Here is a 23,861-nt window from a genome sequence, read left to right as displayed (position 1 = left end):
TTTTGTGTGATAATAGAAAAATGATTTTGGTTTAAGATAGGAGGCAGTTGTTGTGATAACGGCACGTGTACGAGAGTATGGCATGAAGGCGATTGTATTTATTTTAGCAGCCGTTTTAGTGGCCATCTCAATGAATAGTTTTTTCATCCCCAACAACATCTTTTCAGGTGGATTCAATGGTGTGGCTCAACTAATAAGTTTATTTTTTGATTCAGTATTTGGTATACATATTGAAGTTGGTGCAATTATTATGGCAACAAATATTCCATTAGCTATTGCAGGTTGGATATATGCCGGACGAGAGTTTACAATTTTATCTTTTTTGAATAACTTTACTGCTTCGTTTATGCAAATAGTATTGCCAAAGACTTCCCTTGTAACTCAAGAACCCATATTGGCTGGTTTGTTTGGTGGTTTATTATTAGGTGTTTCGATTGGCTTAACCTTTAAGATGGGCTTTTCGACAGGCGGAATGGACATTGTTGCTATGATTGTCCAAAAGACGACAGGAAAATCAATTGGATCTATTAATATGTTTATCAACGGTTTTATTGTTGTTGTTGCTGGTGCATTTATTGGGTGGCAAAACGCGATGTATACAATTATTGGTATCTATGCCACATCTGTTTCTGTTGATGCTATTCATACACGTCATCAAAAGTTAACAGCATTTATTGTTACGAGTCATCCCGATGAAGTTATTAAAGCGTTACAAGAGGCCTTGATTCGTGGGATTACAGTTATGCCCTCACGTGGTGCCTATACCCAAGAACCTAATACAACATTAATGATGGTATTATCTCGTTACGAGTTAACAGAAATGCAAAATTTGGTTAAATCTGTGGATGTCAATGCCTTTATTAACATTGTCAGCACGGTTGAAGTGTCTAATAATTTTTGGAACGAAGATCTACAATCCCAAATTAGACGTGAACGAACAGTTGCTAAGGCCCAAATTACAGATGCGTTGAATATCGGTGAGGAAGCTGATAAAATTAACCTAGACAAATAAGAAAGTTAATGAGGAACATATATAATGCCATTAGTTCATATTGATTTGGTTGCAGGACGTAGTGATGAACAGTTAAAAGCAATGATGACTGATGTCACCACCGCTATTGAAAAGCACATTGGGGTACCACGCGAAAATGTTAAAGTGGTTGTAAATGAAATGCAACCCAATCGCTTTATGGACGGTGGCGTTTTGCGTTCTGAGAAATAATTTCGTACAATGGAAGGTGAAGCATGTCATGTGTTTCATCTTTTTTTTGTTATGAGGGGCATAACCATTGATTGGTTATTGAAAAAATACGAGTAGGAGCTATGGAGATAGATGGCTGAGCAATATATACTAGCGCTCGATCAAGGTACAACTAGTACCCGAGCAATGTTGTTTGATAAAGATGGGCAAGTAGTTGCCACGGCGCAAAAAGAATTACCTCAGATTTTTAAAAATCCAGGTTGGGTAGAGCATGATGCAAATGGTATCTGGGAAGATGCGCGCCAAGTAATGGCAGAGGTTGTTATCAAGGCCAATATACCACCCTATAAAATAGCAGGAATTGGACTAACGAATCAGCGAGAAACGACAGTTATTTGGGATCGGTTGACAGGTGAGCCAATTGCACCAGCGGTTGTTTGGCAATCAAAGCAAAGTGTTCAAATTGCTGAAAGATTAAAGTCTGAAGGATTGACAGACTATATTTATCAAAAAACCGGTTTGTGGGTCGATGCGTATTTTTCGGCAACAAAGATTATGTGGTTGTTAGATAATGTCCCTGGTGCACGTGAACGTGCTGAAAAAGGCGATTTATTATTTGGTACAATAGATAGTTGGCTATTATATAAATTAACCAATGGTCAAGTTCATGCAACCGATTATTCAAATGCATCGCGAACGATGTTGTTTAATATTCATTCAAAAGAGTGGGATAAAGAGCTACTTGAAAAATTCCGTATTCCGGACACAATGTTACCTGAAGTTCGTGATTCTTCGGGAATATTTGGTTATACAGCTGAGTATGCTTTCTTTGGTATTCAAGTTCCGATTGCGGGAATTGCAGGAGATCAACAGGCAGCGCTAATTGGCCATCAAGCGTTCAAGCAGGGTGACGTTAAGAATACATATGGTACAGGATCGTTTATTGTCATGAATACAGGGCAAGACATTGCAACTTCAACGAATGGGTTGTTGTCAACAATTGCCTACAGTATTGATGGTCAAGTGACCTATGCCCTTGAAGGTTCTGTGTTTATTGCTGGAGCAGCAATTCAGTGGTTGCGAGATGGATTGCAACTGATTAAAAATGCAAAAGAAACCTCAGAATTAGCTGAAATTGCTCGTGAACAACATATTGATCCAATTTATTTAGTACCTGCTTTTACAGGTTTAGGGGCACCATACTGGGATCAAAATGCCAGAGGTGCTATGTTTGGTTTGACGCGTGCAACGACTAAAGAAGACCTTGTACGAGCAACTTTGGAATCAATTGCCTATCAAACGCGTGATGTCTTAGATGCCATGCAAGATGATACGAATATTGCCGTAGCTAACTTAGTGATTGATGGTGGTGCTGCAGCAAATGATTATTTACATCAGTTCCAGGCAGATTTGATCAACACGGTGGTCAAACGACCTAAGCAACTAGAAACAACTGCTTTAGGTGCAGCCTATCTAGCAGGTTTAGGTGTAGGATTTTGGGAAGATATGACTAGCTTGCCAAAGACTAACCATTTGGAATTAAAAGAACCTATAACAGAATGGCAAGAGCAAGTCCAACTTGCATATAAGGGGTGGCAACGTGCGGTTCAAGCAACACGGCTTTTTCCAACGAATTAGTAGTATTAATTTAGGTTAAAGAGACTGAGAGCGAGACAAAAGTTGTTTTGGTTGGTGTGTAACATGATATGCGCTATTTTTGGCACAACTTAAGTCTCTTTGAAATACGTTTAAGAAGGTCATCAATCCACTAATTGTTAGGTGGATTGATGGCTTTTTAGTCTGTAACTAATTAGTTATGTCTTAGGTGCTATGTTCTTTTTTATGGTACTTATAAAAAAGAACATACGTTCCCCTAAAAATTTAAGGAAAATTAAGGTATGATATAAATGTTAAATGAAGTTTAAATATATGCTGGTGTCTGTGTATTTAAATTTGGCTTTAACAATTAGAATTTGAGAGGAGTTGTGCCTATGGTAGAGGTTTCAACGAAGGTGATTGCAACTGGAATTGTTGGTGCGCTAGGTGTTGTGGCAACCACACAAGTACCAGTTGTACAAGCTGCGGTCAGGGGCGCTGTCAACTTGTCCCCTGATTCGGAACATGTTTCCCAATTTAAAAATGTGACAAATTTTATTCAAGAAGTGGCAACTGGGCAAAGTCATGGTCAAATTACAACAAAGTCAGATGTTCTTCGTGAAAAAGGAACAAAAAATCCAGCGATAGTGACTTTTAAAGGTGCGTCAAAACACGCTGATAACAAAACAACAAACAATATTGATTATGTTGCATCTGAAGCAATGACAGATGCTTTAATTACCTCTGATCAAGAAGACGAAACAACAGCATATTATGATGATTCATCAACAGATACAACGGAAACTGAAGTTTCGACGACACCAGCTGAAGATGCAGTGGTTTCTGAGGCAAATAGCGATAGCACACAGTCTGAAGCAAACAGTATTTATACGATTCAAGATGGCGATACATTAGGACAAGTAGCTGCAGCTAATGGTATTTCTATTGCCGATTTGCAGGCTGCTAATCCAGGTGCTGATACCAATATGTTACAAATCGGGCAATCACTTAATATACCAGTTTCTGGAGTAAATGATACTTCTGAAGCAGCGACTTATGCAGCACAATCTGATACGACATCTGATACAACAACTTATGCGGCCGCTTCAACTGATGATGGTACACAGTCCACATATGCTGAGCCTGTGCAACAATCTGTGAGTGATTTTACAGTTGATACAGCACCAGCAACATTTAATTCAAACATGGATGTGGACGTACAATCACTTGAAAGTGAGTCAACACCAAACGAACAAAGTAACGATACAAACACAACTAATGGATTGCATGCACTTACTAATGGTGATGTTGTTCTTGATGCATTGCCTACTAAGCAAACTAATGAATCTCAGGATGCCAACAATTCTACGTCATCAAATACACAGGCTTTGAGTACCCAAACTACCGATAGTAGTACGTTAACGCAAACACAAAGAAATGATATTGTTTCTGCAGCATTAACATATGCTTCACAAAATATTCCGTATGTTTGGGGTGGTAAGACATCTGCTGGACTGGATTGTTCTGGATTAGTAGCTAAAGCATACCGGGCTGCTGGTATTTCAATACCCGCGTATACAGTTGCTGAAGAAGCTTATGTTGCGACGCAAGATGTACAAAACAATTCAGATATTTTGGTCAAGGCCCAACCTGGTGATTTATTATTCTGGGGTGGTCATGGGGCAACCTGGCAAGTTGCGATTTATATTGGTAATGGACAATATGTGATTGCTTCTGAACCAGGACAACAGGTACAAGTTGCTAATTTAGCAGATACAGATGTTCTACCTGACTTTATTGGAACTTACAATTTTCACTAAGATTGATAAAATTATACTTAAAATTGAGAAAAAGGACCTCAGAAATTTCTGAGGTCCTTTTTCTATAAAAAATTAAATGTTTTCTAATTCCTTTAGGCGGTCATCAATTTGTTGTAAAACAATCTTTTGACTGTCCTTATTTTCAAGATCATATTTTTGCAAATCAATTTTCATCTTTGGTGAAGCATCATAATCAGCATACCATTTTTGATATGCTGACCACATCTTGAAGTAGTATTGTCGTAATTCAGCATTATCTTCAAATTGCTCATAGTCACGACCACGCTTCTTAATACGATAAAGGATGGTATCAAAGTCAGCATCCGCAAATACCATTAAGTCAGGACGTCCTTTTTTCATCGTTTGAATCTCATCCATCATGTTTTTGAGCAGTGTCATGTAAACGTTTAATTCAGCATCCGAAATATTACCCTCACGATGGTTTTCTTGGGTGAATAAAGCATCTTCGTAGATAGAACGATCTAAGACATTATTGTCATCTGACAAAGCCTTTTTTATCATTGCGAAGCGTTTGTTCAAAAAATAAATTTGCAGTAAAAATCCATATTGTTTTGGATCTGCATAATAAAGAGGTAACACAGGATTTTCACCTACAGGCTCAAAAAAGGCTTGTGTTTTAAGATGTTTTGCAATCAAATCAGTAAGTGTGGTTTTCCCAACACCGATCATACCAGCTGTGATAATCACCATGGTAGTCCTTCTTCCTTCAGGATTATATTTTCTCTAAATACTCATATTATAAAGTACATGAGTGAGCTTATCAGCTGATAACTATATTAGCCAATATAATAAATAAATTCAATATCTTGACAAATTAAAAAGAACGCCCTTATACAGACAAATGCCGATATATAGGGACGTTCTAATTTTAAAATAAAAATTAATCTTTCTTTGCTGCCAATGCATCACGAATTTCTTGAAGAACGACTAATTCTGTTTCAGGTGCAATTTCTTCTTCTTCGTCTTGTTTCTTGGCCATTGATTGTGCCTTGCGAATTGCCTTCAAAATTAAGAATACAGCAAAACTTGTCAACAAGAATGTTATTAACGTACCGATGAATGATCCAACTTTAATATCAGCTGAACCCACATGCCAAACAATACTTGAAAATGAAATTGAACCTGTAATAATTCCAATTAAAGGCATGATTAAGTCATCAACCACTGACTTAACAACTGTTTGGAAAGCTGCCCCCATAATGAAAGCGACTGCCAGATCCATAACGTTTCCACGCATGATGAAGTCTTTGAATTCATTTATAAAATTACGCATAAGATGTCTCCTTTTATTAACCTAGTAATAAATATGACATAGTGATTTATTTAAGTCAAAATATAAGTAAAATATGCTAAAAAATTTTAAACTATTCTTTGATATATTAAACATAATTACGGGCAAATTAATTTTTTCTGGTAGAATAAAGAAAATAAATGACGTAGAGGGAGTAACTAATGAGTTATAAGATGTTAGTGTCAGACTTAGATGAAACATTTCTAAACGATGATGGTACGATTCATAAAGAAAATGTACGTGCAATTAAAAGTGCCGTTGCAAAAGGATTTAAATTTGTTCCTAATACCGGACGATCATTTAAATCAGTACAAAATATGTTAAAAGAGTTAGACCTATTTGATAAAGAAGATCAATATGTTATTTCGTATAACGGTGCAGCAATTGTTGAAAATAAAGATAATCAAATTATGGCGACACAGGACATGCCAATAACATTGGCCAAAAAGATATTTGCGGCGGGCTATCTTAGTAATCAGGTTGATGTTCATATTTACACAGTGGATAAATTATTTATTTACGATATTAATGAGACAGATAAACGTTATATGGCAACACGAGGTGTAGAATATGAAGAAATCGCGCATGATGATTTATCATTTTTAAATCGTGAACAACCTATTATGAAAGTGATTTTTGAAAATGAAGATTCTGATATTCAAAAACAAATTCATGATGCAGTTATTGCTGCAGTAGGTAATGAAAGTGTTGAAGCAACCTATTCGTCTGGCCGTTATGTTGAATTCAATTTAAAAGGTGTAGATAAAGGAACTGCCTCATTGCTCCTAGGAGAAAAGTTAGGCATCAAGTCAACTGAGATAATTGCTGCTGGTGACAATAATAATGACCTAAAGATGATCACTGCTGTAGGTCTAGGGGTTAGTGTGGCTAATGGTATTCCAGCTGTTAAATCAGCCGCGGATTTTGTTACACACCGCACTAATAATGAAGGGGCTATTGCAGAAATATTGGATCAGTTTGTATTGGCAGGTGAACGATAGTATGCGTTTTGCAATTCAAATTGGTGCAAGTTTTATTGTCGTTACCATCTTTGTTGGTTTTATTTGGTTTGCCAAAATAGCAAATTGGCCAACCTGGGTTATCGGGGTTTCTTTATTTGTATTATTTGTTCTATTCACTGTTTTGATGACATTCTTATCATTAGCGCTGCAACCAAAAAAGCAGGAGGATGAGCATGAAGAAGACTGATCAAATTGGAACACTGATATCAGGTGTTATTTGGGTCACTGTGGGGATTATTTTGGATTTTGCAATCCAACTTGGAAGCACATACAGTAAGTATGGCATTGTAAAATGGTTACATGTCGATAAAAATAATCCAATTGGCATTACAGTAATGTTACTTGTTGCTGCTATTTTAACCGCATTGACTGTCTGGATATTAGGCTATGCAGTAAAGCGGAAATCGCCTAAAACAGCTTTACATCCATTTCGGGGTGATAAATTAGTTTGGGTCGGATATGGCTACGTTATGATTATTGGAGCTGGCATTTTAACAGTTGCCTTGCAGCTTATTTTTTCTCACCAGCAGATTACAGCTAGTAATCAAGTCGCTTTAGAAGAAATGGCTCGAAAAGGTGGTGCCGCACTGATTTTTGTTGTTGTTTTGGCAGTTTTTGTTGCCCCATTGGTTGAAGAATTAATTTTTCGAGGAATTATTTTAAATTATTTCTTTAAAGAAGGACCGTGGTGGTTAAATGTGATTATTTCTGGCGTTTTGTTTGGTTATTTCCATGTCTTTCAAGATTTTCAAATTTTTGCCTTTATCCAATATTCATTAATGGGAATTGTTTTAGCAATTGTTTATAAAAAAACAAAGCAAATTCAATATGCGATGGCAACACATATGTTGAATAACAGTATCGCAGCGCTTAGTTTGATTGGCATGGCATTTGGATCATAGCATTGTAATTCTTTTCACTATGTTTTTTAATGAATTTAGATTATGATAGACGTAAAGATACCGTGACGTATAATGTGAACGGGGGAAAATATTATGACTGAATATTTACATGTAACATTTGGATCTAGAACAGTTTTACAAGAGGTTCGAAATAAAAATCTAGAACGAGAATTACTATTGATGAATGATGAGTCTGATCCGGAAAAGTATGAGTTACTAGAGAAAACAACGGATAAAAATTCTGTATTTACGGTACCAGTAAGTTATGAAATTATTTCAAGTCACGGGGACACTGATGAGTTAAGAGGTTGGATGAGTTTTACCTTTATCACGCTAAATGATTTGGAACGTGATAATTTTATTCGCCGATATAAGTCAACAAGTATAGATATTGAAGCGCCTGGCTTTATTAGTTCTTATATTTTACAAAGTACAACAAATTCACACGAATTAGTTATCTTATCTACATGGCGACTAAAAAAGAATTGGACTGACTGGCAGTCGTCGACGAATTTTCCATTACGTCGCTATGAGCACAGCCAATATAATTTGCACAGAAAGCAACTTAGTTTTACAGCTTTAGCAAAGCAAAGTCTATAAAACAACTACCCAATTACATCAATTTCTGATATAGTTATCAGTGTTATGTAATGGGTATGCCGTCGTGGCGGAACTGGCAGACGCGCACCGTTCAGGTCGGTGTGGGATTTATCCCGTGCAGGTTCGATTCCTGTCGACGGCACTCAGGTTAAAATTCAATAAACCGCTAAGAACCCCGTTTTATCAGCTTAAACCGTTGATATGACAGGGTTTCTTTGTGTTTAAAAATAATCTACTTTTACCATGAGATACCATGATTTACCACCATTTTTGCTACAATTTGCTACAAATTTGCTACAAATTTTCCAACAGATTAACTGACTTTTCATCTTCTTCTCGCTTCAAATTATCCAGCATGTGAGTGTAAACTCGTAAGGTCATACCAACTGATTTGTGTCCCAATCTGGCAGATACGTATTGAATATCCACGCCGTGAGATAATAGCCAACTTGCATGTGTGTGGCGCAGTCCGTGAAAGGTGATTATCTTAGGCGATTTAATCGCTTGTAAATCGACTTTTAAGCGTTTATTAACTGCTGCACTTGTAATTGGTCTCGGCATGCCAAAAACGAAGTCTGTGGCTCTCTCTGGACGTTTCCATGCATGAAATTGTTCAATCAATGTTGCAGGCACCGAAATTTTTCTAACTGATGACTTAGTCTTTGGTTCTTTTATAGCACGCTCAACTTGTTCCCAGGCTTTGTTAATGGAAATAACACCTTGATTCATATCTTGCCAAGTTAAGGCTGCAGCTTCTTCATAGCGGACGCCAGTATTCAAGGCAAGTAATATCATCATATCTGAATCAGTTCTAACATTTAAATCGATAGATTGAATATAATCAACTAATGCCTTCATCTGTGGTTCTTCTAGATATTTAAGGTCGCTGGATTTACCTTGCTTACCTTTGGCATAGATACCATCAATCGGATCCTTAAAGATGATGTCGTCATATATGGCTGATTTAATAGCTTGGTGCATGATATTACGTACTTTATTAACAGTCTCATCTGAATATTTTTTAGCTAGTGTATTCAAAAATCGCTGAAAAGTAGGGCGGTTTAGTGAACCAAGCGTAACGTTTTGCATATGTTCTTCGATATACAATTCAGTTGTGTGATACCACATCTGTGTGGCACGAGACATATCTAGTTTATAGGTGGTGTACCAGTCATGAAAATATTCTGACAACGGTTGACTTTCATCGAAAGAAACAAAACCCTTAGCTTTGTAATTTTCTATTTCGACTGCCCATGCTTTTGCAGCAGATTTAGTTCTGAAACCAGATTTAGATTTCTTACGGTACTTTGGTCCATCTTTAACAGAGACGCTGGCAGTGTAACTTTTGCCACGTTTATAAATACTTGCCATATTAGTTTAAACCTAACCTTTCATGTAAAAAATATAGATAGTTTACCGACATATCCAGGTCTGATATACTTGAATATGTAAATAGGCGCATAAAACGCTTGTTAATATTCACATGCACGTACACTTCTAGCTTGCCGGCAGGGTGTACGTGTTTTTTTATAATTAATTAGCTAAGTGAATTTTCAAAATTTCTTGATTGATAGTATCTAGTCTTTCTATGATCCTATCAGGTATTCCAAGTAATCTTCGCGATTGGGATGAGTTTAAATCTATTTCAGTATTGAATAGTCCCAATGTTGATTTCAGATCTATGTATAAAATTTGACGATAAACAGTAGGAGCTAACATAAATAGTAGAAGTATAGACCCAAAAAGATCGTTCTTTCCAATTCTTTGTGTGTTAAATTCTTGTTCTGAAATAATGTTTTCAGAAAATGCGTACTTTAAATGAAAATAGTGTACAGAGTCCTTTATGATAATTTTATTTAAGACATCTCCATGGGCAAGTCCGTTACGAAAATCATTTAATATATCTAACGATATTTTGAAAAATTCTAAAAACCTTTCCTTAGGTATATTAAAATAGTTAAATTCATTAGTTACTTGTTCTTTTAGTTTGGCAGGTAGAAGAAAATACCATCTTTTAACTTGTCCGAAGGTTAACTCATTAACCAGTATCCAAGGTGGAACGTTTCCATTTTTACGATATTTTTTAGTTGAATGATTAACTTTACGCTTTTCTTTGCTAATAAAACTAAATGTAGACATTAATTGTGTACGGCTAATATGTTTATCATTTCTATATTTGCTTATATCTAGATAATCATTTTCTAAAAAACCAAAATGTTGGGCGACAGTATCCTGTACAATATTTTTTAATTTTGTTTCAAAGGCTATCAATATTCCTAATATATTGGAAGATAGGATCGTTTCATAAGTATGGAATTTTTCTAATAACTCCAAAGATATGCCTTCTCTGAAGTGTTCGTGGTGGCCTGTTTCTTCAAGGGCACTTTGATAACCGTTAACTAACGTGTAGTATGGGTGATTTTTTAAAATATTGATTGCTGTATTTAAATCAGTAAAATGTTTTATATTGTGTTTGTTATCTGCAATATTTACTAACTCTTCAAAAGAGTGATACTCATAATTTAATTTATTCATTTTTTATTCTCACATTATATAGAAAAAAGGACTCATCTTTTCAGACAAGTCCTTCTTCTAGTCGCTACCTGCGTCGGTAATTGCAACCAAATGTTGTATATATATTATAATATATACCTGTACTTGTCAAATTTAGAGTTTTTGCGCTATATCGCCAATTCTTATTTCAGAATTTGATGATGTCTCATTTTCTGAATCTATGTCTGATTCATCTATAGACAACTCTTCAATAGTAACTCTGGATTTTGTCATTATAGATGTTGCATCAAAAATAGGTGCAGATCGTCTTTCAATCTTTTTAAGCTCAGAAAATTTCTCGTAAACTTGAGTAACTTCTAGCTTTTCTTTTACTCGATCATAGGTACCAAGTGGCTCGTGCGAATCAGGATCGACAATTTCTTTTCCTTTAGAAATTATTCTAAATTCATCGCCTATGTTTATACCTTGGTCAACACCGCCTTTAATTAACACCGTTTTCTTGTCAGGTATATTGATAATATTTGTTTCAAATGCCATATTTATCACCTCTTATATGGTCCTTAAATTACTTATTAAAAATTAACAGCTTTTAACGTGGTTCAGGTTTGCACGTATATGTATGACACCTCAGCGGGTGGCTTTTGTTATTTCAATGACAGAGGGTGCGATTGTTTTAATTTTTTGAATATGTTAACTAGAGTAGGACGAACGACAAAGAAAAATACGGGAATGGCGACAAAAAAAGTCTTCACCCAATTGCCTAAATAGCCAGATAAAAATTGTGGATATAGTTGACGATTCATTTCAGTAAACAAAACCATCATAATTGAAACGTTGAATGTAATGACGAGCACAGGCACACTAATATGTCTTGGAATCTTATTAGTTAATATAGTTGGAAAGTAGCTATGTATCTTCAGAACAATTGGTAAGGTAATGTATGTACGCAAACAATATATAAATATGACAATAAAGGGGTAAATGATGAAAGCTTTTTCAAGCATTCGTTCTGAAAAACCATATCGAATGATTGTGTTATAACTAGCCATTATTGCAACCATAGTGCTGATGAAGGCCCAAGGCATAGTATTGGGATGGTGTAGCGTTCTTTTTAATAAAAATTTGATAGACTTCATTTACTTCTCCTACAGCTTTTAACGTGGATCAGTTGTTGCACGTATATGTATGCCACCCATCAGCAGGGTGGCTTTTTTATTTACTTTCAAAAGCGTCAACAAGGCCCTTGACGTAATCACGAGCACGAGCCATAACAATCGCTTTTTCTTCTTGTGAAAGGTTGTCTAGGTCGATACCCCAATGGGCAGCGATTAAATCAGCAGTGCTTTCATCTTTTTTATTTGCGTGCATATCATCTGTGTTACCTAATAGGTAGTCTACTGATACGCCTAGGACGTCAGCGACGGCTTGCAAGTTATCAGTTCGTGGGGTTTTATGACGCCATTGATAAATAGCATTTGGTCCGAGCCCAGCAGTCTCTGATAAGACTCGTAAACTACTATATCCTTTCTTTTTTGAAATATTTTTAATGCGGTCAAATGTTGTCATTTCAGTACCTCTCGGAGGTATCACAAATAAAATTTACGCTTTTTAGTGCAAAACTATTGCAATTACTCTTAAGCGTGTTATTATTATTTATGTACCAAAGTTCTTTACAAAAAACGGTGCACAAAAGTAATTTGTTAATAACGATAATCTTTGACAGGAAACAGCGTTATAACAATATTTTTAGTGCGTTTATTTATGTGTATATAATAGCACGCTAAAGCGTACATGTAAACAAAAGAAAAGAACAAAAGTACACCAAAAGGATAAAAGGAGGTTAACCAATGGTAGCAATCACGATTAATCAATCTTATTTAGACAGAGTTGGACGATTGATTGGAGAAATATATGCAGCTCAAATGACAGAAAAAGAAGTCTATGAGCATGTGGGTGTTTCTAAAACAACGTGGATGAACGTCAAATCTGGTATTGCAGGTCAAAACACTATTAATCGAGTTCTAAATGATTCAGAGATGTATGTAGCTGGCGTGTTAAATGAACGTCGTAAGCAAGTTAATTAAGGAGAAAAACATGGCAAATGAACGAGAAGAAAAAATTAAGAAATTAGAAAAATTACCAGAAGCTGATTTGAATTTAGTTGTTGGTGGGCTGAAGTTGGGATTTTACACTGAACCACAAGCGGAAATTGATTTTAATGAAGATAATTCTGAATATCGGGTGATAAAGGTACGAGTCAAAAAAGAAAAGGAACTCATCACTGAAGATGAATTCCTTGCAGCATTAGAAACGGTGCAAATTCAACAAGGCTTGCTCAGCTTCTGATGAGGTACCTGAAAAACGAAGCTTACCATCTACCATTTTTACTGATATGTCTGTTTTACCATTTTCATAGTCAAGAGAATGGAGATGATATGAATTTCCCATACGCAGATTGCGAGCCAATTGTTCAGGGGTGTAATCAAGCAGAAAACTATCTTCAAGTATCAATTTAGTAATTCTATTTACTGAATCAGGAGTGCTTGGGTCGAAATCAATGTGGATTTTCTCAACGTATAAATCAGTCATTTTGGTGCCTCACTTTAATTTTTTGTCTAATAAATAGACAACCCATTATACCAATAAAGAAAGTAGGAATGACAATGAATAATGATATTCAAGTTTTTGACAACTTAAAAGTCAAGGAAGTAAACGGACAAGTAATGTTCGATGCAGAAAGTGCAGCAATTGGAATTGGAATTTCTGAAACAAAGAAAAATGGTGCAGTGTATCCAATTTGGAACAGAGTTAATAAGTATTTGGGACTTTCGACAGAAGTGTCGAAAATTAGCAAGGGTGATTTTATTACCGAGCCACAATTTTACAAGTTAGTAATTAAAGCAAATAGTCCAGTTGCTGATAAATTTCAAGATTGGGTAACAAAAGAAGTCTTGCCAAGCATTCGCAAAACTGGAAGTTATCAAGCACAACCAGCATTGCGCTTGCCACAAAACAACGCAGAGATGTTGCAAGTAGTAAACAGTGTCAATGAAGAAACAAACAAACGCATTGACGAAGTTGAAACCACAGTCGATGAATTGAAAGACCGTTTCGGGTTACCGGCATCACAAGCTAAATCCTTAGAGCAAGCACGTAAGCGACACATCGTTACCTTGCTAGGTGGCTTTGAGTCAAATGCTTATCAACATCTTAGGGGCAAGACATTCCGACAAATTGGTGGCGACTTTAAAGATTACTTCGAAGTACCACGTTATGACGCATTGCCATTATCAAAGTTTGATGAGGGTATGAGTTACATCAAGGCATGGCAGTTACCGACTAACTTAGCGCTACAAGTACGTGATTTGAACTTACAAACTGAATTGGAGGTGTAGGAGTTTGTATGAGATAGAAAAGCTTAACAGAATGTATTTTTACAAAATATTAGAAAGCTTCATCAATAAATTCAGCATTTGGTGCATCATAAATTATCTCGAATGTGTCTTCAAAATATGCGATTTTAAAATTTGATTTAATAGTACTTTTTCCATTAGGAAATATTTCAAAAATTATAATTGCACCCTTACTGGTTGTTTCTCTAATTTTCCAAAATCCAGATGAAATTTCACAACCCTTCTTAGTTAAAATTCCATCATCAGAGGTCAATCTTAAGTTATGGTCTTTCATAATTTTCTCCTTCTTAATCAACTTTAGAAAGGTACGAATACAAATTATATAAGTACATTATAAAGAGTTAACAGTCAAAAAGATAATGATAAGTTATTTAACTGAAAAATATATAACAACTTGATAATAAATAAACAGAAAGGAGCAAATGTTATGTATCTACATGTAGCAGTAAAAAAAAGCCAAGGAATCCGGCAAGGGATTCACTCGGCAAAGTTATATAACTAAACGTGAGTCAGCTAAAGAGTCTGATAATACAGTTTGGTTTTATCCAACCAATTCAATTGTCGGCATCTGGTTTAGATGGACTAAAAAAACCTGTCCGAAATACTAGCAAAGCAGTGCGAACAGGTTAGTGAGACTATCGAAAAAATAAACTCCCTAAAAGTTACTTTTCGATAGAGGATTAATTAAAAGTTAAATAGGTGTTGTCAATATTTTGAACAGTATGACCACTATTTTTAACTTCAGAAACTATTTCATTAGCAGTTAAAGATGGATAGTCAGCTAGTCGAATGCTGGCTTGACCACCTACATGTTTAACAGTATTGCGCAGTGCTGTATCTAATTGGTGGCGAAGATCGTGAAGCTCTAATTCCTTGTTTGGTGTGATTCCCATAAATAATAGCTCCTTTCAAGATAACAAAACATTAACATTGTTAAGAACAGTATAACAAAATAACGAAAGTAGGCAAAATATGCCAGATAACATAGCAATAAAGAAGGGAGACAAACCATGGCAAAGCCAGTTCCAAAATTTGAAATCAAGGACAAGATACTTGTCACGGCAGATGAAGCAGCTGGTTTGTTGTCGGTATCACGTAGTTATTTCGATGAAAAAATTCGATACGAAAAAGAGTTTACAGCAATGAATATTGAGCGAATGCCTAACAGGTATAGCTTAAAACGATTAAAGGAATGGGGAGGATAACATGTTAGCAGAAATAGCAATGTTCATTCAGTTATTAGGTATGGCGACATTAGCAGCGATTCTGCCAACGATTATCGTGATGTGCGTGATTTATTTAGCTTACGCATACAAGCTTCAAATTTGGTGGTTTATCAAAGGTATTATGCGAGCAATCAGCTACGGATTGACATGTATCACTGACGGTAAAGCAGCTGCTGATAAGCGACTATTAGAAAGGAAATGATATGGCAGATTATGACATCGGATCAACAGGTGTTGGTAACTTACATCACGGTTTTTTAAAATCAAAAGACTTAGTGAGCTTGCCAGCGAGTAGCGAATCGCAACTTAAAAATGGATACGTAATATCAAGTTGGAAGAAAGAAAACGCCATAGCAAAGTCACGCAAGCACGACAAAAAAATACATCAAAAGTGGGAAGCTAATTACAAAATTTTTAAGTCATATCGTGATAAGCAACCCGATGCAAAAGGTAAAGAGCTCAAAGAGTTGTATAAAAAAGTATCTGAAAAAACAGGTGTTTCACCACTTACGCTCAAGGGGTTGATGTATGAATACAAGTGGAGAGCAGAACAAGGGGTGTGAAAAATGAGATTAAAAGAATTGCGCAAAAGTAAGGGAATGCAACAACAAGAAGCAGCTAAAGAACTGAACATACCCGGTTCTACATACGCTGGATATGAACGTGGCGAACGTGAACCACGTATAGATGTACTAATAAAATTAGCTGATTACTTTGATGTATCAGTTGATTACTTAATCGGACACGAAAAAACGCCTAACCATTGGGGATAGTTAGACGCTAGGGTAATTAGTTTGGTAGACAAAATTACCCTCTAAGAATAACACAAGGAGGTACAACATGCCAGAAGATTGGATAGACCCACCAGAAGATGAAATCTGGGGTTATGACTACCAAGATGATGAAATTATCGTGGGTGATGAAATCGTAAAGATTGATGGTGAATATGTGCCACTAGAAAAAGCAGTCGACTACTTAGTTGAATATGGCGAAAAAGTTGACACGGAGGAAAAATTTAATGATTACACGGAATGAGTTGAACCCAACACCAGAGCTAAACGCAGATTTAGCAAAGATGCAAATGAACATGGTCCAACCGACTAAGACAAAAAACGGACATTTCGGAAAATATGCAGATTTATCTGATATTGATAATGCGGTGAGATTAGCTATCAAAACTTCAAACGTACCGATCACTTATACCCAATCAATTATTGAGGGCCTTAATGCGAATGGTAAACGTGAAATGCAAGTTGTAACTAATATTATTCATTCATCTGGTGAGTTCATGCAGGTTGAGGGGCTACCAGTTGAAACCGGTTCTACACCGCAACAAACGTTGGCTAATACCACGTATGCACGACGCGGTAGTTTGGCGTCAGCGTTTGGCATTGTCGCAGATGATGACGACGATGGGCAATCTATCACAGCTCTGAAACAAGAACAAATCAGACAAGACCAAATGCGTAAAGCAATCATAGCTAAGCTAAAAGAAGTATTGAAAAATGCTCCCAAGGAAAAAGTACCGCAAATATTCGCCACGGCAGGTATGACTGAAAAAAATAATAACACTAGTGATCTAGACAAATTATCAGCTGATAAGGCATCCGTATTGGCTGGAGCAACGATATTCGCAATTAATGACGCAGGTATTCAGTAATGGAACTTTGGGGACGAATTACAGCGATTAAAGGTAATCAAATAGCGGTCACGCTTGAAAGCCGTGAAGAGCTGGCAAGCTTGTCCCTGTTTACTACCGAAGACCAACCGCAGGTTGTGGTTAATGTGCAAGATGAACGACATTTGAGCAACGTTCAACGCAAAAAGGCTTATGCGATTATTGGCGAAATTGCTAGATGGTCAGGTTATGTACCAGAGGAGTGTAAGGAATGGTTGAAATACTATTTCACTGCTGAAACTGGGACACCATATTTCAGTTTTGCTAATGCTGATATGACAACTGCAAGAGAATTTATCACATTTTTACTTGATTATGCGATAAGAAACCACATACCAATGTCACATAGCGGACTTACTTATCAAGATGATTTGGATATGTATATGTATCAATCGTTGAAATATCGGTCATGTGTTATTTGTGGCAAGCACGCTGATATTCATCATCTCGACACAGTTGGCATGGGTAACGACCGTAACTTAGTTGACCATCGGCAAAAGCATCTTATTGCTTTATGTCGTGAACATCATCAAGAGACACATAAACTAGGTTGGCCAACATTCAAAGAAAAATACCACATTAAGGGAATTTTGTTAGATCCACAAACATTAAATCAGCTAGGCATCATGACCTACAAACGAATGGAGGAAATAGATGATAAACAACGTCACACTAACTGGCAGACTAACTAAAGATATGGAGTTGAAATATACCACGTCAGGTACAGCCGTAGCCAGTGCAACAGTAGCAGTTGAACGTTCATTTACTGACAGTAATGGTGAACGAGGTAGTGACTTTATTAACTTTGTTATTTGGCGTAAGGCGGCTGAAAATATGGCAAAAATGACCGCTAAAGGTTCATTGATTGGACTGGAAGGACGTTTGCAAACACGTAGCTATGATAACCAGCAAGGGCAAAAAGTATTCGTTACCGAAGTAGTTGTTAATAATTTCTCGTTATTAGAAAGCAAGGAAGTGACTGACCAACGTAAGCAAGGTGGGGTTAGTCAACCGCAGCAAAATAACTTTAATCAACAGCCACAACGACAAAACAATTTCAACCAACAGCAAGCACCACAAGGAAACTTCAATCAACAACGCCAACAACCACAGCAAAATAATTTTGGTGGATCACAGGGATATGGCAACGGCAATAACTTTGAAGATCAATTACCATTCTAGGGGGCAGTATGGCACAACGCAGAATGTTTAGTAAGAAAGTAACTGATACAGATATATTTTTGGATATGCCGTTATCAGCGCAAGCGTTGTATTTTCACTTGAATATGCATGCAGATGATGATGGGTTTATTGGAAATATCAACACAATTAAGCGCATGGTTGGTGCTTCTAACGATGATGAAAAGTTGTTAATTGCCAAACAGTTAATCATACCTTTTGAAAAATCAGGGATTGTCGTTGTTCGTGATTGGCGTATCCATAATTACATTAGAAAAGATACTTACAATCGAACAATATACACTCAGGAGCTTGATAGATTGGGTATTGATGATAATGGTAAATATCACGTCACCGAACCGTCGACGGAGCGTCCACGAATAGTTGACACAGGTAAGGTTAGGTTAGGTAAGGATAGGTAAGAGTTAGGTTAGGTAAGGTAAGGGCGCTTGCTTGCTTGCATCCGCTATCATCTCAGTGGAGAACTGATTTTAGCCGCTCAAGCAAGCAAAAATGGTGAATAAAATGATTAATCAGAAACAAATTATGACGGAATGGCAAAAAGCAGGTATTAAAATTAATGGCTTTACGTATAACGACATTCAAGATATTTATAATCAATTAGCACATAATGCGGACGATGAAAAAGAAGCTAACGGCATATTTATTTTAGCCATTCGTAAAGCTGCAATGAACGGAGCTAAAACACAATAGGCCGTTAGTAATACTGTTAATCAATGGATCCAATTAGGTTTAACAACTGTTGAAGCAGTAGGGAAGTATGAACAAGAATCCCAACAGACACAACCTAAAAGTTATTATGGCCGTCCACTGAAACAGGAAAGCAAACTATTACAACCAAACAGCGATGAAGTTTTACAACAAAATAGACAATTAGCAAAGAAGTTAGGGTATAAAAACGCTGAAGATATGGCAAAAGGCACCCATGACATATTGGTTAATTTAAGAAAAACTCGTGCAGAACGATTGGCTAATAAACCTAAAACAGGATTAACAGCCAATGGTAATCAGGTATTAAAGAGGTTTTAATGGCAAAGTTAATCATTCCACTAACAGCATTTATTATCCCAATGAAAAAGCAAGGCAAGATGCGGTTAGTCAAAATGACTTTAAACAATTGGATCATGATCCATGGTATGCGTGCTGGACGAATGATTGCCAACAAGCGCAAGCATCAAATTCAAGCGAAAATCATGCCGTTAGTTGACCAAGCCATGGTCGATGGACTAGCTCCGGTTGGAGCAAATACTAAATTTAAGTTTGACTGGTACTTGCCAGACAGACGCACGGACTTAGACAACTGGACATTTACGCATAAGTTTATTTTTGACGCCTTTCAGGCGAGTTCAGTACGTGGGCAAGTATTTATGCCAAACGACAATTTAAATTTCGTGGTGGCGACGTATGACGATTTTAGAGGCATTGATAAAGATAACCCCCGAGTCGAAATAAATTGGGAGAACTAACAACAAACAGCCGAGGGTGGAAAGACTGTGAGCCCGTATGAAAATGAAACATGAAATTGATGACATAATTGCTGTCACTAGAAATTTGCAACTCATTCAAAGCGATTTTGAGCTCATGGAAGCTATAACGCATCAAAAAGATAATTTTAAATCGCAACGGCAAACAATGTTTAATGAAATTTGGGATTTTTTAGGAGTTGAAGCTAATGACAAAGATGAAACAGCTGAATGAATTCGCTCAAAGTCGTGGCTATCGTGACTGGATTGAATTTAAAGCGTATGAAGAGCCTGAAACAGTGCAAGAGGCACGCAAGATGATTGAGAGAGGCTACTAATGACTAAATATGTAATTGATTTACCAGATAATGTATCTTTTATCGTTGGGAAAAGATATGTGTTGTTTAATGAGAAGGAATTCTTAAGGATACCAGTAAAACAACTTGAAAAATATTCAAAAAAAGAAAATGTAGAGGTGGAGAAAAATGAAGAAATCGTATATGACGTACGAAAGGAAGAGCAGATGAGCGAGAAATATGTGGTGTCACAGGAGTTTATGAATGAATTAAAGGAGTGGAAAGATACTTTAGATTCAAATGATTACGAATATAAGCCTTTAGTCGGTTGGGTCAATCTCAAAAACCTACCAGAAACTGTATCTATGTGGTGGGGAGATGATGAAGTGCCAGATGAGGAAAACAATAACCGCCTAATCGCAATCCTTCGTTGGGTAAACGGCGAAGATGTATTCGAAGTCGAGAAGTCTAAGAAGTGGATTGTGAGGAGTAAAGAGGTAGGCAATAATAACAGGCATTCCTATGTTCGATTGGTTATCAGTTCAGCTGAACTAACAAATGCATCTGTAGAATTTGACTATAGTTGGGCTACCTATTTTGATACCCGTGAAGAAGCTGAGAGTTGGGCTAATGCTCATCAGGAAGTGATTCAAGTAGAGGTGGACTAATGATTAGATTTTATAGTGCAGCTTTCGTGGAACATGGTCAGTTACATTCAATTCATCAAGATGTACACATGACAGCTGAAGAAGCAACAAATTTGTTAGACAAACGTACGATAATTTATGGCGATAATTACGGATTTGTACCAGTAGCGTTTGATTTAGCTGCAAACGGTCAGGAGGAAGGCTAATGGTGGATAAAGCATAGTAACTCTTAAAAATATTTCTTGAAAAATTAGTAACAATTAAGGTATTGTGGTAGGTGCGGTTTAAAAATTAGTTATAGTTAAATTAATTGAAAAAGAGGATGGATCAATGAGTTATTTAAAGTGGTTAGGGACAGAGTTAAGAAGTATTAATACAGCTGGTGGAATCATGCTGGCATTCATTATTGGAGTACAGTTGGCGTTCTATTTATCGGCACCTATTACAGGACTATCAACAATTACACTGGTCGCAACACTGGTAGGTTCAGCATGTACAGTTTACATGATGATTGGTAAGCCAATTAATGGACTGCTAGGACTAATCAGTGCAATTGGATTCATCTATATCAATTGGACGGCAGGACATTATGCTAGTGTCTTAGATCAGTTGGTATTTATTGCATTAATTGATTTGCCACTTATATTCACTTGGAAAACATGGGGACATAAGATTGAGAACGGTGTGAAGTTCTTAAGCAAGACAGGTTGGATATTGACATTAGGTTTTATCTTAATCGCTTGGTATCCAATGATGATGGCATATACAGCGCTAGGAGACAGCAATCCACTATGGGACAGTATTGTGTTAATTATTGGAGCAACTGCTAGTTTGTATGTTTTCAAAGGATACGGAGATAGTTACACGCTTTGGTTGTTGTCTGACTTTGTTAATATTGCCTTATGGGTGTCAGCACTATTTGCAGGCTATTCAGCAAGCTCTTTGCCTATGTTACTAACTATGAGTTTCTACCTAGCAACGGCTGTATACGGACGCTTTTGGAGTATTTGGCGAGGCAATAAGTGATGAATAGTTGATATGCAAATTATCAATGTATGTTAGAATTTTCGTATAAATGAGAAAGAGGATTTTTATGATTAATGTTGAAAGTTTAGTAGCCAAGCAACTAGAGTCACTTCTAGAAGAAGAAAAGAATGTCATTACCAACCTTGCCAATGCATCTGCCTTGATTTTTCAGAGTTATGAAAATGTTAATTGGGCAGGATTTTATATCTATAATTCTGAAACTAACGAGTTAGATTTAGGACCATTTCAAGGTAATGTTGCATGCATGCATATTAAACCAGGATCAGGAGTAGTAGGAACAGCTTTTGAGAAAAAAGCAAGTATCATTGTTCCGGATGTTCATGAGTTTGCTGGTCATATTGCGTGTGATGCAAATAGCAAGTCAGAGTTAGTAGTTCCCCTTTTTAAAAATGACGAAATTTATGGTGTTATTGATATTGATTCACCGTCATTAGATCGTTTTAGCAGTGTTGAACAAGAAGAAATTGAAGAATTAGCTGTAGTATTATCAGAACACGTCTAACGAATCTGGTTTTGATACCATTAGTTTAAAAGTAAATATTAAAATGATTAGTCGTTGCAGAAATGTGGCGACTTTTTTTGTGTATAAAACGCCGTTACATGTTGCTGTTCAGTGGTTTTTGTTATAATTTGCTTGTAAAGAAATAGAGCAAGTGATTTTAAATTTGCTTATATAAGTATTTCTATATGGAATATAAAGTATGATAAATTCTTTAATGGAATATAAATTTCAATATATTAATGATGATTTTGTTATATGAAAAATGAATGTGTTTTAGCAGTATAATTCAAGCATAAACAATTTTATGAAATTAATATTTCTATGTTTTGCTTAATGTATAAATTTAAAGAGAGAGGGGTAATACGTATATGTGGGTTAATCTATCTATTATTTTGATTATTATAGTACTAGTTATGGCATTGTTATCAATTCCATATAGAGATGGGTATAGAAGGGCTTATATTGAGTTAACTGATGCGGGTATGAGTAATAGAAAAGCTAAAATAATTTCATCAGTTTTTGCATTTTTTTATATTTTTTAATTATTCAGAAAGAATGGGCAGGAGTATTTATGTGTATTGGGACTACACTGAAAAAAACAATTATAGCAATTTTATTTTTATTTGTATTTAGTTTGCTAACTACACCAGTAGCAAGCGCATCTACAAGTTTACAGCAAGAGGCACAGCAACAAAATAGGCAAAATTTAATAAGTGATCAAGATGAAAAATTCTATGAGTTAGTTTCACAAGAAGTGTCAACAACTCAAGAGGGCAACGATACCGTTAGAACTATTTCCGATTATCAAGTTGATCAGGCATTAAAAGAAGCATATGGTTATACGGATAGTCAATTAGCTGATATGGGACAACAAAGTCCAAATAAAATGTTGCTGAGAAAAGCAGGATCGACTAAGATTGTTTTCCATGGAGCAAAGAAAAACGGTAATTTTGATCTTTATTTATCAGCAAGTATGCTAAATAAGATTAAAAAGGCTGGCATTGGCGTTGGTATTTCTATTATTGCGGCTGTTACAGGAGCATTTCCAGGCGTTGGAGTAGCAGTGTCATGGGCTATAAAGAAAACTATTTCAACAATGATTGTGAATGGTGGGTCAAAATTTAAGGCGGGAAGAATCCTCTATTCTCGTAATTTTCAGTGGGCTGGATGGCGATACCAATAAAAATATAATATTATATAATTTTAAGCACTAGCATTAAGTTGTTAGTGCTTTTTTGAGTAAATGCTAACAATCGTTGGCGAGAAAAATAAAGAACACGCTAAGTATTTAAAGTTGTCGGAGTACAGCACGCTCATTTATTCAGAAGTTGGCTACTGAAGATGACTTGGATGAGCTAGAATAATTGATTTTTGAAAGGCGTGAAAGTATTGATAAATAAGCATTTACAATAATATTCCATT

38 protein-coding genes, 1 tRNA gene and 1 pseudogene are annotated in these 23,861 nt (G+C 36.2%); 30 read left to right on the top strand and 10 right to left on the bottom strand.

What is annotated here, in order from left to right:
• Positions 1 to 52: 52 nt before the first annotated feature.
• From QRX23_RS06380 to QRX23_RS06365, 4 genes are all read left to right on the top strand, one after another.
• Positions 53 to 1,012 carry a YitT family protein gene (locus QRX23_RS06380; RefSeq protein WP_002828493.1) on the top strand — a complete coding sequence of 320 codons (960 nt, stop codon included), beginning with the start codon at positions 53 to 55 and terminating at the stop codon, positions 1,010 to 1,012.
• Between the two features lie 24 nt (positions 1,013 to 1,036).
• Positions 1,037 to 1,222, top strand: coding sequence for a 2-hydroxymuconate tautomerase (locus tag QRX23_RS06375; protein WP_002828492.1), 186 nt, complete (start codon positions 1,037 to 1,039; stop codon positions 1,220 to 1,222).
• Positions 1,223 to 1,333: 111 nt separating this feature from the next.
• Positions 1,334 to 2,839, top strand: a complete 1,506-nt coding sequence (glpK, locus tag QRX23_RS06370) for a glycerol kinase GlpK (protein WP_330155058.1) — start codon at positions 1,334 to 1,336, stop codon at positions 2,837 to 2,839.
• A 353-nt stretch (positions 2,840 to 3,192) separates the two neighbouring features.
• Positions 3,193 to 4,617 carry a C40 family peptidase gene (locus QRX23_RS06365; RefSeq protein WP_330155057.1) on the top strand — a complete coding sequence of 475 codons (1,425 nt, stop codon included), beginning with the start codon at positions 3,193 to 3,195 and terminating at the stop codon, positions 4,615 to 4,617.
• 72 nt (positions 4,618 to 4,689) lie between these two features.
• Here QRX23_RS06365 and QRX23_RS06360 read toward each other — a convergent pair whose 3' ends face one another.
• Positions 4,690 to 5,328: a deoxynucleoside kinase gene (locus QRX23_RS06360; RefSeq protein ID WP_330155056.1), complete on the bottom strand. Its 639-nt coding sequence runs from the start codon at positions 5,326 to 5,328 to the stop codon at positions 4,690 to 4,692.
• A gap of 190 nt (positions 5,329 to 5,518) precedes the next feature.
• The gene (gene mscL, locus QRX23_RS06355; protein ID WP_330155055.1) at positions 5,519 to 5,911 is read right to left on the bottom strand and encodes a large conductance mechanosensitive channel protein MscL; all 393 of its coding nucleotides are present in this window, start codon (positions 5,909 to 5,911) and stop codon (positions 5,519 to 5,521) included.
• Positions 5,912 to 6,090: 179 nt separating this feature from the next.
• Between mscL and QRX23_RS06350 the strand changes: the two genes are divergently transcribed.
• The 5 genes from QRX23_RS06350 (at position 6,091) to QRX23_RS06330 (ending at position 8,595) form a co-directional block, all read left to right on the top strand.
• Complete coding sequence (locus QRX23_RS06350) at positions 6,091 to 6,930, top strand: Cof-type HAD-IIB family hydrolase (RefSeq protein WP_330155054.1); 840 nt, start codon at positions 6,091 to 6,093, stop codon at positions 6,928 to 6,930.
• A gap of 1 nt (position 6,931) precedes the next feature.
• The gene (locus tag QRX23_RS06345) at positions 6,932 to 7,138 is read left to right on the top strand and encodes a hypothetical protein (RefSeq protein ID WP_040760843.1); all 207 of its coding nucleotides are present in this window, start codon (positions 6,932 to 6,934) and stop codon (positions 7,136 to 7,138) included.
• Positions 7,125 to 7,853: a CPBP family intramembrane glutamic endopeptidase gene (locus tag QRX23_RS06340; protein ID WP_330155053.1), complete on the top strand. Its 729-nt coding sequence runs from the start codon at positions 7,125 to 7,127 to the stop codon at positions 7,851 to 7,853. The genes QRX23_RS06345 and QRX23_RS06340 overlap by 14 nt, the downstream gene beginning before the upstream one ends.
• Positions 7,854 to 7,946: 93 nt before the next feature.
• Complete coding sequence (locus tag QRX23_RS06335) at positions 7,947 to 8,453, top strand: antibiotic biosynthesis monooxygenase family protein (RefSeq protein ID WP_150177836.1); 507 nt, start codon at positions 7,947 to 7,949, stop codon at positions 8,451 to 8,453.
• 58 nt (positions 8,454 to 8,511) lie between these two features.
• A tRNA-Leu gene (locus tag QRX23_RS06330) sits at positions 8,512 to 8,595 on the top strand.
• A 152-nt stretch (positions 8,596 to 8,747) separates the two neighbouring features.
• Here the strand turns inward: QRX23_RS06330 and QRX23_RS06325 are convergent.
• The 5 genes from QRX23_RS06325 to QRX23_RS06305 all read right to left on the bottom strand — a co-directional run bounded on the left by QRX23_RS06325 (position 8,748) and on the right by QRX23_RS06305 (position 12,533).
• Positions 8,748 to 9,824, bottom strand: coding sequence for a tyrosine-type recombinase/integrase (locus tag QRX23_RS06325; RefSeq protein ID WP_330155052.1), 1,077 nt, complete (start codon positions 9,822 to 9,824; stop codon positions 8,748 to 8,750).
• Between the two features lie 162 nt (positions 9,825 to 9,986).
• Positions 9,987 to 10,988 carry an Abi family protein gene (locus QRX23_RS06320; protein ID WP_330155051.1) on the bottom strand — a complete coding sequence of 334 codons (1,002 nt, stop codon included), beginning with the start codon at positions 10,986 to 10,988 and terminating at the stop codon, positions 9,987 to 9,989.
• 132 nt (positions 10,989 to 11,120) lie between these two features.
• The gene (locus tag QRX23_RS06315) at positions 11,121 to 11,504 is read right to left on the bottom strand and encodes a hypothetical protein (protein ID WP_330155050.1); all 384 of its coding nucleotides are present in this window, start codon (positions 11,502 to 11,504) and stop codon (positions 11,121 to 11,123) included.
• Positions 11,505 to 11,611: 107 nt separating this feature from the next.
• On the bottom strand, positions 11,612 to 12,103 hold the full coding sequence (locus QRX23_RS06310) for a hypothetical protein (protein ID WP_330155049.1): 492 nt from the start codon (positions 12,101 to 12,103) through the stop codon (positions 11,612 to 11,614).
• A 76-nt stretch (positions 12,104 to 12,179) separates the two neighbouring features.
• Positions 12,180 to 12,533, bottom strand: a complete 354-nt coding sequence (locus tag QRX23_RS06305) for a helix-turn-helix domain-containing protein (protein WP_330155048.1) — start codon at positions 12,531 to 12,533, stop codon at positions 12,180 to 12,182.
• 281 nt (positions 12,534 to 12,814) lie between these two features.
• Between QRX23_RS06305 and QRX23_RS06300 the strand changes: the two genes are divergently transcribed.
• Positions 12,815 to 13,051 carry a hypothetical protein gene (locus QRX23_RS06300; RefSeq protein WP_115470253.1) on the top strand — a complete coding sequence of 79 codons (237 nt, stop codon included), beginning with the start codon at positions 12,815 to 12,817 and terminating at the stop codon, positions 13,049 to 13,051.
• A gap of 10 nt (positions 13,052 to 13,061) precedes the next feature.
• Complete coding sequence (locus tag QRX23_RS06295) at positions 13,062 to 13,313, top strand: hypothetical protein (protein ID WP_330155047.1); 252 nt, start codon at positions 13,062 to 13,064, stop codon at positions 13,311 to 13,313.
• On the opposite strand, the gene QRX23_RS06290 is transcribed toward QRX23_RS06295, so the two are convergent.
• Entirely contained in the window at positions 13,272 to 13,556 is a 285-nt protein-coding gene (locus QRX23_RS06290) for a hypothetical protein (protein ID WP_330155046.1), read from the bottom strand. The two genes, QRX23_RS06295 and QRX23_RS06290, sit on opposite strands and share 42 nt — an antisense overlap.
• Positions 13,557 to 13,624: 68 nt before the next feature.
• Between QRX23_RS06290 and QRX23_RS06285 the strand changes: the two genes are divergently transcribed.
• Entirely contained in the window at positions 13,625 to 14,362 is a 738-nt protein-coding gene (locus QRX23_RS06285; protein WP_330155045.1) for an ORF6C domain-containing protein, read from the top strand.
• Between the two features lie 49 nt (positions 14,363 to 14,411).
• Here the strand turns inward: QRX23_RS06285 and QRX23_RS06280 are convergent, their stop codons facing one another.
• Positions 14,412 to 14,654 carry a hypothetical protein gene (locus tag QRX23_RS06280; RefSeq protein WP_040760830.1) on the bottom strand — a complete coding sequence of 81 codons (243 nt, stop codon included), beginning with the start codon at positions 14,652 to 14,654 and terminating at the stop codon, positions 14,412 to 14,414.
• 406 nt (positions 14,655 to 15,060) lie between these two features.
• Positions 15,061 to 15,273 carry a hypothetical protein gene (locus QRX23_RS06275; RefSeq protein ID WP_002828473.1) on the bottom strand — a complete coding sequence of 71 codons (213 nt, stop codon included), beginning with the start codon at positions 15,271 to 15,273 and terminating at the stop codon, positions 15,061 to 15,063.
• Between the two features lie 117 nt (positions 15,274 to 15,390).
• Between QRX23_RS06275 and QRX23_RS06270 the strand changes: the two genes are divergently transcribed.
• From QRX23_RS06270 to QRX23_RS06185, 18 genes and pseudogenes are all read left to right on the top strand, one after another.
• A complete protein-coding gene (locus QRX23_RS06270; protein ID WP_330155044.1) occupies positions 15,391 to 15,585 on the top strand; it encodes a hypothetical protein in 195 nt (64 codons plus the stop codon).
• Between the two features lies 1 nt (position 15,586).
• Positions 15,587 to 15,808 (top strand): hypothetical protein, encoded by a 222-nt coding sequence (locus QRX23_RS06265; protein WP_330155043.1) that lies wholly within the window; start codon positions 15,587 to 15,589, stop codon positions 15,806 to 15,808.
• 1 nt (position 15,809) lies between these two features.
• Positions 15,810 to 16,169: a hypothetical protein gene (locus QRX23_RS06260; RefSeq protein WP_330155042.1), complete on the top strand. Its 360-nt coding sequence runs from the start codon at positions 15,810 to 15,812 to the stop codon at positions 16,167 to 16,169.
• A 3-nt stretch (positions 16,170 to 16,172) separates the two neighbouring features.
• Complete coding sequence (locus QRX23_RS06255; protein WP_330155041.1) at positions 16,173 to 16,379, top strand: helix-turn-helix domain-containing protein; 207 nt, start codon at positions 16,173 to 16,175, stop codon at positions 16,377 to 16,379.
• A gap of 67 nt (positions 16,380 to 16,446) precedes the next feature.
• On the top strand, positions 16,447 to 16,641 hold the full coding sequence (locus QRX23_RS06250; RefSeq protein ID WP_277375515.1) for a hypothetical protein: 195 nt from the start codon (positions 16,447 to 16,449) through the stop codon (positions 16,639 to 16,641).
• Positions 16,625 to 17,266, top strand: a complete 642-nt coding sequence (locus tag QRX23_RS06245; protein ID WP_150191260.1) for an ERF family protein — start codon at positions 16,625 to 16,627, stop codon at positions 17,264 to 17,266. The genes QRX23_RS06250 and QRX23_RS06245 overlap by 17 nt, the downstream gene beginning before the upstream one ends.
• Positions 17,266 to 17,976 carry a putative HNHc nuclease gene (locus QRX23_RS06240; RefSeq protein WP_330155040.1) on the top strand — a complete coding sequence of 237 codons (711 nt, stop codon included), beginning with the start codon at positions 17,266 to 17,268 and terminating at the stop codon, positions 17,974 to 17,976. Before QRX23_RS06245 ends, QRX23_RS06240 begins: the two co-directional genes overlap by 1 nt.
• Positions 17,939 to 18,466, top strand: coding sequence for a single-stranded DNA-binding protein (gene ssb, locus QRX23_RS06235; RefSeq protein ID WP_330155039.1), 528 nt, complete (start codon positions 17,939 to 17,941; stop codon positions 18,464 to 18,466). The genes QRX23_RS06240 and ssb overlap by 38 nt, the downstream gene beginning before the upstream one ends.
• A gap of 8 nt (positions 18,467 to 18,474) precedes the next feature.
• A pseudogene (locus QRX23_RS06230) lies at positions 18,475 to 18,882 on the top strand (DNA replication protein); the annotation flags it as partial.
• A 127-nt stretch (positions 18,883 to 19,009) separates the two neighbouring features.
• A complete protein-coding gene (locus QRX23_RS06225) occupies positions 19,010 to 19,177 on the top strand; it encodes a hypothetical protein (protein WP_330155038.1) in 168 nt (55 codons plus the stop codon).
• 335 nt (positions 19,178 to 19,512) lie between these two features.
• Positions 19,513 to 19,950: a dTDP-glucose pyrophosphorylase gene (locus QRX23_RS06220; RefSeq protein WP_330155037.1), complete on the top strand. Its 438-nt coding sequence runs from the start codon at positions 19,513 to 19,515 to the stop codon at positions 19,948 to 19,950.
• A 37-nt stretch (positions 19,951 to 19,987) separates the two neighbouring features.
• Positions 19,988 to 20,182 carry a hypothetical protein gene (locus tag QRX23_RS06215; RefSeq protein WP_330155036.1) on the top strand — a complete coding sequence of 65 codons (195 nt, stop codon included), beginning with the start codon at positions 19,988 to 19,990 and terminating at the stop codon, positions 20,180 to 20,182.
• Positions 20,157 to 20,285: a hypothetical protein gene (locus QRX23_RS06210; protein WP_330155035.1), complete on the top strand. Its 129-nt coding sequence runs from the start codon at positions 20,157 to 20,159 to the stop codon at positions 20,283 to 20,285. The genes QRX23_RS06215 and QRX23_RS06210 overlap by 26 nt, the downstream gene beginning before the upstream one ends.
• Positions 20,285 to 20,911 (top strand): hypothetical protein, encoded by a 627-nt coding sequence (locus QRX23_RS06205; protein ID WP_330155034.1) that lies wholly within the window; start codon positions 20,285 to 20,287, stop codon positions 20,909 to 20,911. Before QRX23_RS06210 ends, QRX23_RS06205 begins: the two co-directional genes overlap by 1 nt.
• Positions 20,911 to 21,096 carry a hypothetical protein gene (locus QRX23_RS06200; protein ID WP_002828455.1) on the top strand — a complete coding sequence of 62 codons (186 nt, stop codon included), beginning with the start codon at positions 20,911 to 20,913 and terminating at the stop codon, positions 21,094 to 21,096. The genes QRX23_RS06205 and QRX23_RS06200 overlap by 1 nt, the downstream gene beginning before the upstream one ends.
• Positions 21,097 to 21,220: 124 nt before the next feature.
• Positions 21,221 to 21,916 carry a nicotinamide riboside transporter PnuC gene (pnuC, locus tag QRX23_RS06195; RefSeq protein ID WP_140837475.1) on the top strand — a complete coding sequence of 232 codons (696 nt, stop codon included), beginning with the start codon at positions 21,221 to 21,223 and terminating at the stop codon, positions 21,914 to 21,916.
• 67 nt (positions 21,917 to 21,983) lie between these two features.
• On the top strand, positions 21,984 to 22,439 hold the full coding sequence (locus QRX23_RS06190) for a GAF domain-containing protein (protein WP_330156127.1): 456 nt from the start codon (positions 21,984 to 21,986) through the stop codon (positions 22,437 to 22,439).
• Positions 22,440 to 23,010: 571 nt separating this feature from the next.
• Positions 23,011 to 23,622: a hypothetical protein gene (locus tag QRX23_RS06185; RefSeq protein WP_330155033.1), complete on the top strand. Its 612-nt coding sequence runs from the start codon at positions 23,011 to 23,013 to the stop codon at positions 23,620 to 23,622.
• Positions 23,623 to 23,861 lie beyond the last annotated feature (239 nt).

The organism is Weissella paramesenteroides, assembly GCF_036327715.1.
GTDB classification, from domain to species: domain Bacteria; phylum Bacillota; class Bacilli; order Lactobacillales; family Lactobacillaceae; genus Weissella; species Weissella paramesenteroides.
The sequence above is the reverse complement of the archived record's forward strand: the minus strand, read 5'-3'. Positions and strand labels throughout refer to the sequence as shown.